Genomic DNA, 16252 nt, shown 5'->3' with positions numbered 1-16252 from the left:
CACACTTGAGGGAATCTATATTTTGAATGAGTAAAGACCTATTATGGATGAGTTTAAAACAAAACATCACAATTGTGCAACTCATAGATGTTTTTTGCACGTCTCTCTTTTTTAACAAATATTTTTGGGTTTATACCGATGTTTTTGCTCAAACTTTGAGTTATAGAGTAGATTTATACTATAAATAATGTGCTATTAATCAAATTCATCTAATACTAGATAATCCCTCTTTGATTAAGAAATTATTTAAGAGTTAAATTAAGTTTTAATTAGTTGTTAATTATTAAAGTCCTTTTTCCCGAAAGGGCTTTTTTTATGCTAGGAACTTAGCTTTTAGTTCTGGCGTAGGAATCATACATTCGTCTTTTTTACCATACCACTTGTATCGATTTTTTGCAATATAATCATAGACCCAATTGCGCATAAAGGCAGGGACGATGTAGAAAATCACTAGGAGATGTCTTGGAAACCCTAAATGCATTGCAATCTTTAAAGCTGCTGTTGACCTACTCGAAAGTCCGTTTTCATTAGAATACAATAATATAGAATCGGTTTTTGTGGTATCAATTTTAAATTCGTTGATGATCTGTGTTCCAATAGAACTCTGTAGAGGAGCAAACATAAAAAGGTCCTTTTTATCATGTTTGATAACATATTGAATAGATGAGTTGCATAAGTTACATACACCATCAAAGAGAATCAATTGTTTATGTTTTGGTAGGCTTTCAATCACATTACAAAGATACAATAACCAATTCTAAGGTATTTAAAAATTGAGTTAAATCGTAAGTGTCTTGCCAAGGTAAACTTCTTTTAAAGAAGGTGTTTTTGGGTATAAGTAATTATAATAGAATAAATAGGAGATGACGAATTACTTCTTGGCTTCAACTAACTCTAACAATTCTGTATTAACATTTGTCGTGAAAATACCATAGTTTACTATCGCTTTTCCTTTTTCGATAGAGTCAATAGATCCTATGGCTCTTCCATCGTGCATTCGCACACGATCACCGACTTTTAAAATAGGCTTCGGTTTTTCAATCTTGATTTCTTTTTTCTTTGCCGATTTTTTCTTTTGGCGAATCACTGCGACTTTCTTTTCAGCCTCTTTTTTGATTTGAGCTTCTTTCGCTTTTTCGGCACGTTTTTGTTTGGCAGAAACTTTCTTTCGCTTGGAATTTTCTATCTGAACCAGTTTAAACAGTTCAGCCATAAGCTCACGCTTCTTTTTGTTATCGAAGTATTTTTCTGAAATATCATTGAATTTTTGTCCGAGATAAATCAAACGCTGATTCGTATCATAGAGTTCTTGAAAGCTTTCTAGCTTTTTTTGAACCTTAGCATTTACTTCTTCTAGTTTGTCGGCTTCTGATTGCTTTTTCTTCTCATTTTCTTTAAGGGAACGTTCTGTTTTTTCAAGTTTACTACGTTCTTTTTGAAGCTTTGCTATCGTTGCATCAAAACGAACTTTACCACGCTCTATCTTCTTTTTTGCGCGATTGATAAGGCTGTACGGAATTCCGTTTTTTTGAGCGACTTCAAATGTGAATGAACTACCAGCCTGACCTAAAACCAGTTTAAACATAGGTTCTAAGCTTTTTTCATCAAACATCATATTGGCATTTTGCATATATGGCAGTTCGTTGGCTAATACCTTTAGATTGGAGTAGTGGGTCGTTATAATGCCGTAAGCTTCACGATAATAAAACTCTTCTAAGAATGTTTCGGCTAGAGCGCCTCCAAGTTCTGGATCACTTCCAGTGCCAAACTCATCAATTAAGAATAGAGTATTCTTGTTACATTTCCGAAGGAAAAAATTCATCTGCTTTAATCTGTAACTATATGTACTAAGGTGGTTTTCAATAGATTGATTGTCACCTATGTCACTAATAATTCTATCAAATAGACAAATGTTGCTTTTCTCATGAACTGGAATTAATAAACCACTTTGTAACATGACTTGCAGCAAACCAATGGTTTTTAGCGTAATACTTTTTCCACCAGCATTTGGTCCAGAAATAACGATGATCCTATTTTCTGGATTTAAAATGATAGACTGCGGAAATGTTTTTTTGCCTTCAGTTTTGTTAGATAAATAAAGTAGCGGATGATACGCATCTTTTGCTATATAGACTTTCTCATTATTAATTTCAGGACGTATAGCATTTATAGATTGCGCATATTTTGCTTTAGCGTAAACGACATCTATATTAACCAAGAAGTTTTGATACTGCTGTAGTAAAGCTGTGTAAGGTCTTATGTATTCTGTTAGGTTTCTAAGTATTTTGTCAACTTCCTCACTTTCGTCAAATTCTAAATTGTTGAGTTCTCTTGCGTATTGAAAAGTTTGTTCAGGTTGTATGTAAACAATACTTCCTGTTTTGCTGCTGCCCATAATGCTGCCCTTCACTTTACGTCTGTACATAGCTTTTACAGCAAGTACACGCTTATTTTCTACTACAGACTCTCTAATATCATCGAGGTAATCGAGATTGTGATAGGTGTTTAGTGCAGATGAAAAACTTTGATTGATTTTTCCTCTTACTAAATTTATGGCTTTTCGTAGTTGATATAGTGTTTCTGAGGCATTATCCTTTACATCTCCAAAGCGATCAATAATCGCATCTATTTCTGTAACCACATGTTTGATAACCTCAAGATTAGAAGACGATTGATATAATGTTGGGTAGTACTCTTGGAACTTTTTTAGAAATACTAAGAGATCATTTACACAAAGTGTGATAGCGGCAATTTTCTTAAAGCTTTTAGTATCTAAATAAGAATTTTCAATGTTTAAAAGCTTAATTTCCTTTGTAATAGGTTCGAACCCATGATTTGGGATTCTATTATCATTATAAAATGAAGAGACATATTCATTAGTATACTCAAGAGATTGCATAGCAAGTTCTTGCGAAGAAAACGGCTTTATTTTTAAAGCTTCAAGTCTTCCCAAATCGGTTATACAAAGCTCTGCAACTTGCTGCAAAACTGAGTAAAACTCAATATCTTGTAATGTTTTTTCGTGAATATTAATCATTAATGTTTACCTCTACATACTAAAAGACGCAAAGGTAATTATTAATGGGGTACTAATAAAATGTTTAAATCTAATAGTCATTAACGTCTTATGCGTTTTCCATTATCATCAATAAAATGGCATACACAATCTTCGGTTCCGTATAAGCCTAAGTTGTGCAGGCTTACCTTAGCAAAACTCTTTAATTTTCCTTCGATGTAATCATAGTTTGTGTAAGACATGCAGTTGACACTTATTGAAGTATCTGTCGAGTACACACAATGCCAAAAGTTCTTAGGATTAAAAACCATTTCGCCAGCGTTAATCTCTACAAAATAAATATCTGCTTCTTGTAATAAAGGGTATTTATCGCGATCAAAATTTTCTAAATCAATTTCGCTTAAAATTGATCCTGGTTCGAATTTTTTACTGCGATACATATATTTAGACTGTTTGTCGTCGACAATTAACCAAACTTTAGACCCTTTTACTTGAGCAAGAATATTGTCTGCTCTATCTTGGTGAAACCCAGTGATTGTTCCTTTTGGACCAATCCAAATCGACATAGAGTCTTTGACTTTATGATCTGAAAGTATAGAGAAATCAACATCATCTTTTAATTCTGGAAACATTCTAATAATGGAAAGATTTGCTAGATATGTAACATCTTTATGATCTTTAGCATTTCTAATTTGTTTTACGTAGTCTATAAAATTCCCGTATTCCCATTTAGTTTCTTGCTGTCTAATATTTCCTTTAGAAATATACGCCTGTTTGTTTTTTCCAATTTCTTCAAAATAATCTAAGGACCATTTCTTAGTAGCTCCCCAGTCTTCCATCATATTGGTAATTTTAACTGGCTTTCTTTTTTTTATGTAATTATTTAAAAAATCCTTGTGGCTAATTGTATCGATTGTCTCCAGGTCAAGCAGAGGTTTATCTAATAAACTCTGTATTCTATTTCTTAATTCTTGTGACATGGTGTTATGGTTAAGATTTGTTATCTATTTGTTTTTAAGCTAATTAATGTTTGTAATAGCGAATATACTATAAATGATACTACAAATTTATGACATATTTCATATTTTAGATAATAAGATTCTTTTTTAGATAAAATGAAAGTAAATATACACCATAGCTGGAAACACAGGCTAGTTAACGAATTTGAAAAACCATACTTTATAGACTTAGTGGATTTTGTTAAGCATGAGTATGCAAAAACGAAATGTTTTCCACCTGGATCACAAATATTCTCTGCGTTTGATTTATGTCCTTTAGACGCTGTTAAAGTTGTTATTATTGGTCAAGATCCGTATCATGGAGATGGTCAAGCCAACGGATTGTGTTTCTCAGTTGCAGATGGTATTTCACATCCACCATCGCTCATTAATATTTTCAAAGAAATTGAAAGCGATTTAGATATTCCTTATCCTGAATCTGGTAATTTAGAGCGTTGGGCAAAACAAGGCATACTATTGCTCAATGCAACATTAAGTGTTAGAGCACATCAAGCTGGTAGTCACCAAAATAAGGGTTGGGAGTTATTTACAGATCAAGTAATTAAGCTAGTGAGCGATGAAAAAGAAAACGTAGTGTTCCTACTTTGGGGTGGATTTGCTAAAAAGAAAGCTAAACTTATTAATTCTACTAAACATATAGTATTAACTTCTGGTCACCCTTCACCATTAAGCGCTAATAGAGGTTATTGGTTTGGGAATAAGCATTTTAGCAAAGCCAATAAAGAATTAAAATCTAGAAATATAAAAGAAATACACTGGTAAACACCTTAACTTCCAGTAGGAGCCAACTGTGTAGCAGTAAGTTGTTTTGTCGGTTTTTGTAATTTAGTAGGTTTAAAAATTACTTTATTTTCTGTAGTAACTTTCTTAGTCGTTTTGTTACAGCTAAATATCAATAACAAAAAATTTAATGCAACTAAAGATGAAAGTATTAGAGTAATTGTTATTATCATAATGTATAGTTTTTGTCAAGTAGCACATAGATTTGGTTGGGGTAAATGTAATTAAAATTTTGATAAATAGAAAGTTAACGAAATAAAAAGCTAAAATTTCGTTAATTTCTAGACGTTACAAATAGCCAAATCAATCAATTATATAACAACTGAATTTTAGTTTTTCCTAGCTAAAAATTAATTGATTTGTTTTACTAGTTGCTTGTAATCAATTTTTTTTGGGATGATGTCTAAGTTAAATAACTTGTCCTGAATAGTATTTATGGTGTTTTCATCAATAAGATTTTGAGACCATTCTGTAAGTGATAACCATTCTTGTACATCTTCTAGTTTTTGATCATACCTATTCGCAATAGTTTTGTCAATACTTGGGATTTGCTTGAACTCCTGAGTAGTATCATTTATGATGTTAAGTATTGTTTTAACGTCTTCTAGGTTGGTGTCTAAAAATGCTTCTCTTACAGCAATTACAAAGCAAGGCCATGGTGTAGGACAGTTTCCTATACGTCTAAATACACCGTCATCAACGATGGGTTTTGTGGTAAACTTTTCCCACATAAAATAATCTGCATCACCATTAGTTAGACCTTCTACAGCACCATCAAGGTTTTTAATCACTTGAAAATTCATATCTTCATCAAGATTCCATTCATTGTTTTCGGCATTTATATAGGCCATAAGGTGAGAACCTGAGCCATAGCGACTAATGGCTGCTTTAGTCCCTCTTAACTGGTCGATTGTATTGTATTTTGAATCATTTGCAACGTGAATTCCCCAAATTAACGGTGATTGTACAAATGTTTGTACAATTCTAGAAGGGTTACCATCAATAATATCCTTTATGATACCTTCAGTTAAAATGACAGCAATATCAATTTCGCCCTCACGAAGTGCTTTATTCATGGCTCCTGTACCTCCAAAATAATCTTTCCAACGTAAATTAATACCTTCTTCTTTGTACTCACCATTTTTTAATGTTAAATACCAGGCGAGATTAAAGTGTTCTGGTACACCTCCAATTTTTATAGTTTTCAATATGTTGACTTTGTCGTTGTTAATCTAAATCTAAAATTTTATCTAAAGTGTAAACTATTAAGTCGTTTACAACCTTTTTTGGGTCAGCACTAAACTCACCAGTCGCTCTATTAGCGATAATGGCATTCATGGATAACGCATGATGACCAAGTAAATTTGCGATACCATAAATGCCTGCAGTTTCCATTTCTAGGTTAGTAATTGTCCTACCGTTATGATTGAAATTTGCAAGCTTGTCATTTAAGTCGTTATCTTGAATAGCCAACCTCAATATTCTTCCTTGAGGTCCATAAAAACCTACATTTGTAGCTGTAAAGCCCGTGAAAGTCTTGTCGCTAAACAATTGTTTATACAAGCGCTCGCTAGATTTTACAACATAAGGGTCAGATTTTTTTTCAAACCAATTGGTTTGTCGTTTTAATGCTTCAGAAATTTCAAAATATTGAACTTGAGCGCTGTCATAAAAATGTAACAAACTATCAAACCCAGCTGCATATTCACTTGCGACAAATGAATCTATTGGGATATTTGCTTGTATAGATCCTGAAGTACCAATTCTAATAATATCTAATGAGGTTAGCTTAGATTTCACCTCTCTTTTTTTAAGATCAATATTTACCAGCGCATCTAATTCGTTAAATACGATATCAATATTATCAGTACCAATACCAGTAGAAATAACTGTTATTGGTTTTCCTTTATAAACACCAGTTTGTGTGTGAAATTCTCGTTTATGAGTCGAGAAATTTACTTTGTCAAAATATTTGGTAACACTACTAACTCGATCAGGATCACCTACTGTTATTATGGTATTAGCAATATGCTCTGGCAGAAGATTTAAATGATAGACACTGCCGTCTGGATTTAATATTAATTCTGATGCTTTAATTGGCATGAACAACTGTTTTTATAAGTTTGTTTTGTTTTTTATCGAAGGTATAATCTAAACTAGTAACACCACCAAAATAAATAGTGTTATTCATTTCTTTTTGATAATTGTGCTGATGACTTAATGCTAAATGACCTTCACGATTGAGCTTTAAGCTACCTTTTTCTTCAATGAAAAAAATAGATAATAAATCGATGACACGTTCTAATTGTAAATCACCATAGCCATAGTAACCTTGATAATGTAAGGTGTAACCGACTAAGTGATGTCTAGAAGTAATAGTATTCTCTTTGACAAGTTTTAATATATTATATTCAAGGGTACTAATACCACTTCTAGTATCTGGAAAACGTTTAATATGAGCTTTCAAACAAATACTCATATATTCAAATGAAGACGATCTTAATATAAGCGGTAATAATAAGTTGTGATCTTTTCCGCAGTAAATCCGCCAGATGTTTTTTGCCAGAGCAATATCATCAACAGTTAGCTTAACCTTATCGTGATAATGGGTTTCTAATTGTTTTGGTTTGAGTTCACTAAGTCCTTTCAGTCCTTTTTCTCCTTCAACACGACCACTGCATACAAGGTATATTGGTAAATAAATACCTTTTTGTTCTAATAAACTAATAACGGCTACCATGTTAATATGACAGAATAAATCATATTCGAACCACAATACAATTTCAGTAAAATCAGAAATTTTATCCAGCTTTTTGAGTTCACTATTCATTTCTTTCCGACTCAAGCTAATATTATAAAATGATTTGAAAAATGCTTTTCTTATTTTGAAAAACTCTTTTGATGAAATGTCTTCAACAGTAGGGCCTACACAAAGTGTCTCTTGCCAGGTAATTGTATTTTCTGTTGTTGAAATGCCTAATTGGAACAAATAATTGGTCAAACTTGTACCATTAGTAATATGTAATGTACTTAAACTCATTTAACCTCCAACGCGCTTCACATTAAACCCTTTATCTTTTAAAATCTGCATGATTTTATCTCTATAGTCACCTTGAATGATGATTTTATCATCTTTGAAACTACCTCCAACACTTAACTTTTGCTTGAGTTCTTTGGCTAACTTCTTAAAATCTTCATCAGCGCCAGTGTAACCTTCAAGAATTGTGATAGGCTTACCTTTTCTTTTTTCGTACTTACAAAGGATAGGGTCATCTTGTAACCAAATGCCTTGATCTTTTGTGTGTTTTTCTTCGGAAATATCCTCAGATACATGATCTGGAAAGAGGTTCTTTAATTGATCTTTTAAATCCATTTGTTATAATAAATAGATTTATTTCTTTAATCCAAGTTCAACCAAACGTTCATTTAAGAACTCTCCAGCTGTAATATCAGCAAACTGTTTCGGATGGTCTTCATCAATACAGCTATCCAAAACATCCAATTTCATTTCACTTATTGGATGCATAAAAAATGGTATAGAATACCGTGAAGTTCCCCAAAGTTCACGAGGCGGATTAACAACACGATGTATTGTAGATTTTAGTTTGTTGTTTGTATGACGTGATAACATATCACCTACATTTATCATTAATTCGTCTGGCTCTGCTATGGCATCTATCCATTCGCCTTCATGATTTTGAACTTGTAGACCTCGTCCTTGAGCACCCATTAATAGTGTAATTAAATTAATATCACCATGAGCAGCAGCACGAACTGCATTTTCCGGTTCTTCAAGAATAGGAGGATAGTGAATAGGTCTTAAGATAGAATTACCATTATGAATGTAATTATCAAAATAATTTTCTTCCAAATCTAAGAACAAGGCTAGTGCACGTAATACATATTTAGCAGTTTTTTCAAGCATCTGGTACGTTTCTTTACCAATTGTATTGAATTCAGGAACTTCCTTAACTTCTACATTATCAGGATATTCTTTGGCACGTTCTGGGTCATCTTCGACATACTGACCAAAATGCCAGAATTCTTTTAAGTCACCTTCTTTCTTCCCTTTTGCACTTTCTTTTCCGAAGGATACGTATCCACGTTGTCCGCCAATACCTTCAATTTCATAACTTCTTTTAGTCTCCACAGGTAGACTAAAAAAATTCTTTACTTCTTTATATAAATTATCTACGAGCTGATCGTCTAAAAAATGACCTTTAAGAGCTACGAATCCAATTTCTTGGTATGCTTTTCCTATTTCATTTATAAACTTCTGCTTTCTGCTTTCGTCTCCAGAAAGAAAATCCTGAAGATTCACACTTGGTATTCTATTCATTTTAAAATGGATTTTATTGTAGTTCGATTAACAAAAATAGCGAAAATACTGGTAAAATCACACATTTCAATTTCGCTTAAAAATAAATGGTCTGAACCTTTAAAAACGTCAATTTTTATTTACATTTGATTTACTAACGCAATTTTAAACATAATGTTGACCTCAACCAAGAGATTAATAACCTACGATAGAAAAAATTTAGACGACAAGACCCTATTGAGTCTCTATAAGAATATGCTTAAACCTCGCATGATAGAAGAGAAAATGCTCATTCTATTGCGCCAAGGTAAAATTTCTAAATGGTTTTCCGGAATAGGCCAAGAGGCTATTTCAGTTGGTGTGACCATGGCAATGAACAAGGAAGAATATATACTACCTATGCATCGTAATTTGGGTGTGTTCACGACTCGAGAGATTCCTTTGTATCGTTTGTTCAGTCAGTGGCAAGGTAAAGCAAATGGCTTTACTAAGGGTCGTGATCGATCATTTCATTTTGGAACCCAAGAGTTTAATATTGTTGGAATGATTTCACATTTGGGGCCACAATTAGGTGTCGCTGATGGTATTGCATTAGCGAGTCTATTAAAAAACAAAGAACAAGTCACTGCTGTATTTACTGGCGAGGGTGGAACTAGTGAAGGAGATTTTCATGAAGCTTTAAATGTCGCTTCTGTTTGGCAATTACCAGTATTATTTTGTGTAGAGAATAATGGGTATGGTTTGTCTACACCTACTAATGAACAATACAGATGTAAAGATATTGCTGATAGAGGTAAGGGTTATGGTATGGAATCTTTTATTCTTGATGGTAATAATATTATTGAAGTCTATACAAAAATGCAAAAGCTTGCAGCAAGTATTCGTAAACGTCCTAGACCAATTCTGGTCGAATTCAAAACATTTAGAATGCGAGGTCATGAAGAGGCAAGTGGAACAAAATACGTACCTAAAACGTTGATGCAAGAATGGGCTAAGAAAGATCCTTTAGAAAATTTTCAAGCCTATTTAAAAGATGAGAAGATTTTAACCGAAAAGCAGGAAGTTGCAATCAAGGAAGGGATAATGCATGAGATTCATGAGCATTTACAAATGGCATTTGATGAAGCGCCTATTGTACCAAATATAGAGACAGAACTTAAAGATGTTTATAAAGCTTTTGATTTTAAAGCGGTTGAGCCTAAATCAAAAACAGAAGAACTTAGACTTATTGATGCTATTTCTAAAGGTTTAAAACAGTCGATGGAGAAGTATGATGATTTGGTTATTATGGGACAAGATATTGCAGAATATGGTGGCGTATTTAAAATCACCGAAGGTTTTGTCAAGCAGTTTGGTAAGGATCGCGTTCGAAATACACCAATTTGTGAGTCTGCTATTGTAGAAGCTGCTATGGGATTATCTATTGCGGGAATGAAGGCTGTCATGGAAATGCAATTTGCAGATTTTGTGACTTCTGGTTTTAATCCTGTAGTGAACTATTTAGCAAAATCACATTATCGCTGGAATCAACAGGCTGATGTTGTTGTTAGAATGCCTTGTGGTGGAGGTGTCGCCGCTGGACCATTTCATTCACAAACTAATGAAGCTTGGTTTACTAAAACACCAGGTTTAAAAGTCGTATATCCAGCATTTCCTTATGACGCAAAAGGATTATTAGCAGCAGCCATTGAAGATCCAAACCCTGTATTGTTCTTTGAACATAAAGCGTTGTACAGAAGTATTCGTCAACAAGTGCCTACAGATTATTACACACTACCTTTAGGAAAGGCTTCTATGCTAAGAGAAGGTAATGATGTGACAATTATTAGTTATGGTGCTGGTGTGCATTGGGCTTTAGAGACACTAGATAATAATGCTGATATTAGTGCTGATATGATTGATTTGAGAAGCCTTCAGCCATTAGATCTAGATGCTATTTTGGATTCTGTCAAGAAAACAGGAAAGGCCATTATTTTACAAGAAGATTCATTATTTGGAGGTATTGCTAGTGATATTTCATCGTTAATTATGGAACATTCTTTTGAACACTTGGATGCACCAGTAAGACGCGTTGCTAGTATGGAAACGCCAATTCCGTTTATTAATCAATTGGAAGAACAATACATGGCTAAAGGACGTTTTGAAAATGCACTAAAAGAGCTTTTAGCTTATTAAATTACAGTCATGACATCATCACACTCAAAGAAAGGCTTTCAATTCGCAATTATTACAATTGTAACGTTTCTACTATTTTTGTTGTTACAATTTTTAGCTGCTAATGAAAAGATCTCACTAGATTTTTATAGATATGTTAGTGGTTTCCTAATGATCTTAGTGTTTGTGTCTTCAATTATAGGTTTTGTGTTTAGTATGAAAGGATTAAAAGACCCTAATTCTGTTAAAAAGATATTTGGGATCATTGCAAATTCCATACTCTTCTTATTATTTGTAGTGACTGTTGTAATGCGATATATCGATTTTAAAAACGCCTTATAACTTTTTTATTTGATTACTAACTTTTTTTGGCAATTGCTTCAACTTCATCCAAGACTCTAAGCAAATTACCACTCCATAGCATTTCAATTTCGTCTTCGGTGTATCCACGTTTTACTAATTCTAAAGTTACATTAAAGGTTTCTGAAGCATCACTCCAACCTTCAACACCACCACCACCATCAAAATCACTGCTAATACCAACATGTTTGAGTCCGATCTTTTCAACCATGTAATCGATATGGTCTACAAAGTCAGCAACATTTACTTTAGGAGGAAAGTCACTCATTTGACTCGCCTTTTCATCTGCTAATGTTACAATTTTTGATCTTACCTCGTAAAATGCTTCTTTTTCGTCGTCAGTTAATGTTTTCATTTCACTCCATTCATACCATTTAGTATTTAAGGATGTTGCAATCTCTTTTCTAATATCTTTTATGGCTTTGTTTCTAGCATCGTTCTTTTCGGTATTAGTATAGGCTTGAAACGCCACTGTTTGAATAACGCCTCCATTTTCTTTCATCCATTCTAGCTGTTCATCATCAAGATTTCTACTATGATCACATAAAGCTCTTGCTGATGAATGGGATGCAATTATTGGCGCCTTACTAAGTTCGATCATTTGGCGCATAGACTCTTTTGAAGGATGAGACACATCAATCATGATGCCTAAGCGATTCATTTCTTTAATCACTTCCTTTCCTAAATCGCTCAAACCATTATGTAACCATATATCATCTTCTTCACCTGTATTGCTATCGCATAATTGACTGTGTCCGTTGTGAGACAAAGACATGTATCGTGCTCCAAGATTGTAGAATTTCTCTACGTTAGAAATATCTGTTCCTACTGGATATCCATTTTCAATACCAATCATTGCTACTTTTTTCCCAGTTTTTGAAATACGGCGCACATCATCAGAGTTCAACGCAAGTTCGATTTGGTTTGGCGCGATATCTTCAACTAATTTATGTATAGCATTAAATTTTGACATGGCATTCTCGTATGCTTTTTTGTAGCCTTCATCTGTAAGTGTATCTTGACCAGTATATACAATAAACCAAGCTACATCTAAACCTCCAGCTTTCATTTTAGGTAAATTAACCTGAGATTCTAAATTTTGTGTGTAATTGATGGAATCTGTAAAATTCTTTACATTGATGTCACAATGTGTATCTAAGGTAATTACGCGATCATGAATGGCTTTAGCACGTTCAATAAGTGCTATAGAATCATTTTTACTAGTTGTTTTGCTATCAGTTTTAGAATCGGTTTTGCAAGAAGACGCCATAATTAAAATACAAAAGGAGAGATATAATGATTTCATAAAAGTTGGATTTCGTTTCGATTGTGAAGTTACAAAATCTTATATTTAAAATATGAATTCCTCTGCGTCTTATACTGTCTATGTTTTAATGTTAGTCTGTGTATTATTGGTCAGCTGTAAAAGTGAACCGCCTAATCCTTATGAATGGAAAACCATTGAAGTCACAGCAACGGCCTACAATTCTTTGGCATATCAAACTAGCTCAAATCCGCATATTACGGCTTTTGGTGATAGCTTAAAACCAGGTTTGCGTTATATCGCTGTTTCAAGAGATTTGCTTAAAAATGGTTTGGTACATAATACACCTGTGAAGATTGAAGGGGTTGAAGGGACGTATTTAGTCAAGGATAAAATGAACAGACGTTGGAGGAAACGAATAGATATCTATATGGGAACTGATGTTAAAGCTGCTAAGGAATGGGGCAGACGCAAAGTTAACATCAGTTATAGAATTGAAATTGAGTTAGACTCTTTGAATTAATTCTTGATTTCTGCTTCAGACAGTATAAATGGATAGGCGTCCTTGACCTGTTTTAATTCTTTTTTTGTGAGTTTATTAGATGGTTTTTTGATAATGGTTTCAGAATAATTATTTCGCAATTCATAATAGGCTTTAGTTAATTCGTCCTGAACTTGGATGTAGAATTTGTAGGACGTAAGCTTGTCATTATTTAAGGATATTACTGCTTTGCTTGGGTTGTCAGATGAATTATTATCTTTTAAACCATTACAATAATTACATGTATTATCACCATTGTTGTCAAGAAAAGCGATTGCAATGTCCTTGAGTTCTTCAATATCAATAATCTCATTTTCTACCCACAACTCATTTTTAGAGTTAATTTTAACTTCTAAAACATTGCGTTGTTTGATGGTTCCGTCATCGCAAATTGTATTAGGCGGACAAGGAGGTGGAAGTTTTCGAGTGATACCTTCGTCCTTTTCTGGTATAGCAGCAGTAACTAAGAAAAAGATAAGAAGTAAAAAAGCAATGTCAGCCATTGAGCCTGCATTAACTTGAGGAGATTGTCGTCTTGATGTTCTCATGATAATAGTTTTTAAGATTATTGTTATACGTCACAAGCCTCAAAAACGATACCATTTTCTTAAAACCAAAAAAACCAGAATACTAAAAGTATGCTGGTTTTTCCGGATATTATATTGAGAATAAACTCAATATGCATTTTGATTGATGAATAATGTTGTTGTTATCACTATTAACGTAACGTTTCTAAGTCGTCATTTGTTGTATGTGATGTGTTGATAATTTTTGTTAAAGCTTTCATGGTAGATTGATGTTTTGATTGATGAATTTTAATTCCTATAGTTATCTATAGCGTCTTTTTTTGTTCCAATTGTACATTCTTGTTTCAGTTGAAGTACTTGATAATTGATTGTTGTTTAAAGTTCTCATGATAATTGATTTTTTTTTGATTGATGATTTTGAAATAGATATAATTATCTATATCGTCTTTTTTGATTCCAAGTATAAATTTTAGTTTCAGTTGAAGTACTTGATAATTGATTGTTGTTTAAAGTTCTCATAATAATTGGTTTTAATGATTGATGTTATACTAGAAAGACGACAGAATTATAAAAATGTTACAGTACTTTGCATTACATAGTAGTAATTTAACATTTTTTAACAGGATAGGGTAGGAATTACTTTTCAATTGTTTTTAACAATATGCCTAAATAACTCTTATAAAAGCTTAATTTTGCAAGAATTGATTTTCTGAAGCTATTAATTTATGTCCGAAACCCTTCAAATAACAAAAAAGGAAACAAAAAAGCGTCTTTATGATTACCAAATTGCTGATCTAAATCGCATATTTGATGTCTTTGAGGCTGCACCTGATAATTACAATCTCTTGTATCAGTTACCAACAGGAGGAGGTAAAACGGTTATTTTTTCTGAAATTGTTAGACAGTATATAAAGAAACACCAAAAAAAGGTGGTCATTCTTACACACCGAATTGAACTATGTAAACAAACGTCTAAAGTTTTGCATGGTTTTGGTGTTAATAATAAAATTATCAACAGTAAGGTTAAAGAATTACCAGATCAAGACCAGTACCAGTGTTTTGTGGCTATGGTTGAGACGTTGAACAACCGATTAAATGATGGTAAACTTAACCTAGAAGATATTGGTCTTGTCATTATTGACGAAGCACACTACAATTCGTTTAGAAAGTTGTTTAAATTTTTTGACAATTGTTTCATTCTTGGAGTTACAGCAACACCTTTAAGTAGTAATATTAAATTGCCAATGAAAGACAACTATAAGGAGTTGATCGTTGGAGATAATATTTCGACATTAATTAAAAACGGGTTTTTGGCTTCAGCCGAAATTTATAATTATGATGTTTCTCTTAATACCCTAAAAATTGGTATCAATGGAGATTATACTGTAAAATCTTCCGAAGCATTATATACTAATGCAGCGATGCAAGGTAAGCTATTGTTTGCCTATGAAGAATTATCTAAAGGTAAGAAAACCTTAATTTTTAATAATGGTATTAATACCTCAAAAGAAGTTTACTACACCTTCAAAAGAGCTGGATATGATATTCGCCATTTGGATAACACATCAAGCAAACAGGATCGTAAAGAAATTTTAAAGTGGTTTAAAAATACACCTAATGGAATATTGACTTCTGTAAGTATTTTGACGACAGGTTTTGACGAACCATCTGTAGAGTCTATTATCCTAAATAGGGCAACACGTTCGTTAACCTTATATTTTCAAATGATTGGTAGAGGGTCGAGAATTCATGGTGATAAAAGTAAGTTTACGGTTATTGACTTAGGAAATAATGCAGTGCGATTTGGACCATGGAGTCAACCAGTTGATTGGCAACATATCTTTAAAAATCCAGATTTCTATTTAGAGAATCTTCGTAATGATGAAGACATAGAACGTGAGTTTGTATATAAAATGCCAGAGTCGTTAAGAAAGCGTTTTACCAAAAACCCTAATGACGATTTTGATATAAAAGAAGAATACAAAAAGGTGATTAGAGAAGGTAAGAAGTCTATGCAGGCTATTGAAAATAGTATTGCACAGCATTCAGCTTTAGTTATCGCAAATAGTGAAGATGTTTTTGAGGCGAGAGAGTTAGCAAAATTATTACACGATGATATCTGTTATCGTATTAAACAGTATTGTTATTGTATTATGAACAGTACAAAAAACTATAAAGACTGGTTATTAGAAGAATATACGCGTAAATTGCGTTTAAGTTTCAACGGAAAGTTTTAACGTAAAATTAAAATGTTTACGCTATAAAGTCGTTAC

At 32.9% G+C, this 16252-nt stretch carries 15 protein-coding genes; 5 read left to right on the top strand and 10 right to left on the bottom strand.

Annotation, left to right across the window (positions count from 1 at the left end; all coding sequences use genetic code 11):
• Positions 1-313: 313 nt before the first annotated feature.
• From KWG70_RS07085 to KWG70_RS07075, 3 genes are all read right to left on the bottom strand, one after another.
• Positions 314-733 carry a thiol-disulfide oxidoreductase DCC family protein gene (locus tag KWG70_RS07085; protein WP_230935301.1) on the bottom strand — a complete coding sequence of 140 codons (420 nt, stop codon included), beginning with the start codon at positions 731-733 and terminating at the stop codon, positions 314-316.
• Positions 734-871: 138 nt separating this feature from the next.
• On the bottom strand, positions 872-3037 hold the full coding sequence (locus KWG70_RS07080) for an endonuclease MutS2 (RefSeq protein WP_230935300.1): 2166 nt from the start codon (positions 3035-3037) through the stop codon (positions 872-874).
• Positions 3038-3117: 80 nt separating this feature from the next.
• Complete coding sequence (locus KWG70_RS07075) at positions 3118-3996, bottom strand: cupin-like domain-containing protein (protein ID WP_230935299.1); 879 nt, start codon at positions 3994-3996, stop codon at positions 3118-3120.
• Positions 3997-4131: 135 nt separating this feature from the next.
• Here KWG70_RS07075 and ung point away from each other — a divergent pair, with 135 nt between their 5' ends.
• Positions 4132-4797, top strand: coding sequence for a uracil-DNA glycosylase (gene ung / locus KWG70_RS07070; protein ID WP_230935298.1), 666 nt, complete (start codon positions 4132-4134; stop codon positions 4795-4797).
• Between the two features lie 368 nt (positions 4798-5165).
• Here the strand turns inward: ung and KWG70_RS07065 are convergent, their stop codons facing one another.
• From KWG70_RS07065 to KWG70_RS07045, 5 genes are read right to left on the bottom strand one after another with little or no spacing between them, the layout of a single operon-like run.
• Positions 5166-6023: a substrate-binding domain-containing protein gene (locus tag KWG70_RS07065; RefSeq protein WP_230935297.1), complete on the bottom strand. Its 858-nt coding sequence runs from the start codon at positions 6021-6023 to the stop codon at positions 5166-5168.
• A gap of 19 nt (positions 6024-6042) precedes the next feature.
• The gene (locus KWG70_RS07060) at positions 6043-6918 is read right to left on the bottom strand and encodes a nucleoside phosphorylase (RefSeq protein ID WP_230935296.1); all 876 of its coding nucleotides are present in this window, start codon (positions 6916-6918) and stop codon (positions 6043-6045) included.
• Entirely contained in the window at positions 6908-7855 is a 948-nt protein-coding gene (locus KWG70_RS07055; RefSeq protein WP_230935295.1) for a DUF1835 domain-containing protein, read from the bottom strand. Before KWG70_RS07055 ends, KWG70_RS07060 begins: the two co-directional genes overlap by 11 nt.
• Positions 7856-8188, bottom strand: a complete 333-nt coding sequence (locus KWG70_RS07050; RefSeq protein ID WP_230935294.1) for a translation initiation factor — start codon at positions 8186-8188, stop codon at positions 7856-7858.
• An 18-nt stretch (positions 8189-8206) separates the two neighbouring features.
• The gene (locus tag KWG70_RS07045; protein WP_230935293.1) at positions 8207-9154 is read right to left on the bottom strand and encodes an isopenicillin N synthase family dioxygenase; all 948 of its coding nucleotides are present in this window, start codon (positions 9152-9154) and stop codon (positions 8207-8209) included.
• Between the two features lie 153 nt (positions 9155-9307).
• Between KWG70_RS07045 and KWG70_RS07040 the strand changes: the two genes are divergently transcribed.
• Together KWG70_RS07040 and KWG70_RS07035 are read left to right on the top strand one after the other, a co-directional pair.
• A complete protein-coding gene (locus tag KWG70_RS07040; protein ID WP_230935292.1) occupies positions 9308-11308 on the top strand; it encodes an alpha-ketoacid dehydrogenase subunit alpha/beta in 2001 nt (666 codons plus the stop codon).
• A gap of 9 nt (positions 11309-11317) precedes the next feature.
• Positions 11318-11629, top strand: coding sequence for a hypothetical protein (locus KWG70_RS07035; RefSeq protein ID WP_230935291.1), 312 nt, complete (start codon positions 11318-11320; stop codon positions 11627-11629).
• A gap of 16 nt (positions 11630-11645) precedes the next feature.
• Here KWG70_RS07035 and KWG70_RS07030 read toward each other — a convergent pair whose 3' ends face one another.
• Entirely contained in the window at positions 11646-12953 is a 1308-nt protein-coding gene (locus KWG70_RS07030) for a dipeptidase (protein ID WP_230935290.1), read from the bottom strand.
• Positions 12954-13041: 88 nt separating this feature from the next.
• Between KWG70_RS07030 and KWG70_RS07025 the strand changes: the two genes are divergently transcribed.
• Complete coding sequence (locus tag KWG70_RS07025) at positions 13042-13434, top strand: 3D domain-containing protein (protein WP_230935660.1); 393 nt, start codon at positions 13042-13044, stop codon at positions 13432-13434.
• Here KWG70_RS07025 and KWG70_RS07020 read toward each other — a convergent pair.
• Positions 13431-14000: an ExbD/TolR family protein gene (locus KWG70_RS07020; RefSeq protein ID WP_230935289.1), complete on the bottom strand. Its 570-nt coding sequence runs from the start codon at positions 13998-14000 to the stop codon at positions 13431-13433. The two genes, KWG70_RS07025 and KWG70_RS07020, sit on opposite strands and share 4 nt — an antisense overlap.
• A gap of 704 nt (positions 14001-14704) precedes the next feature.
• Between KWG70_RS07020 and KWG70_RS07015 the strand changes: the two genes are divergently transcribed.
• The gene (locus KWG70_RS07015; RefSeq protein WP_230935288.1) at positions 14705-16216 is read left to right on the top strand and encodes a DEAD/DEAH box helicase; all 1512 of its coding nucleotides are present in this window, start codon (positions 14705-14707) and stop codon (positions 16214-16216) included.
• Positions 16217-16252: the final 36 nt, after the last annotated feature.

Source organism: Psychroserpens luteolus (genome assembly GCF_021032705.1).
Lineage (GTDB): Bacteria > Bacteroidota > Bacteroidia > Flavobacteriales > Flavobacteriaceae > Psychroserpens > Psychroserpens luteolus.
This window is presented reverse-complemented; position numbering and strand designations above follow the sequence as displayed.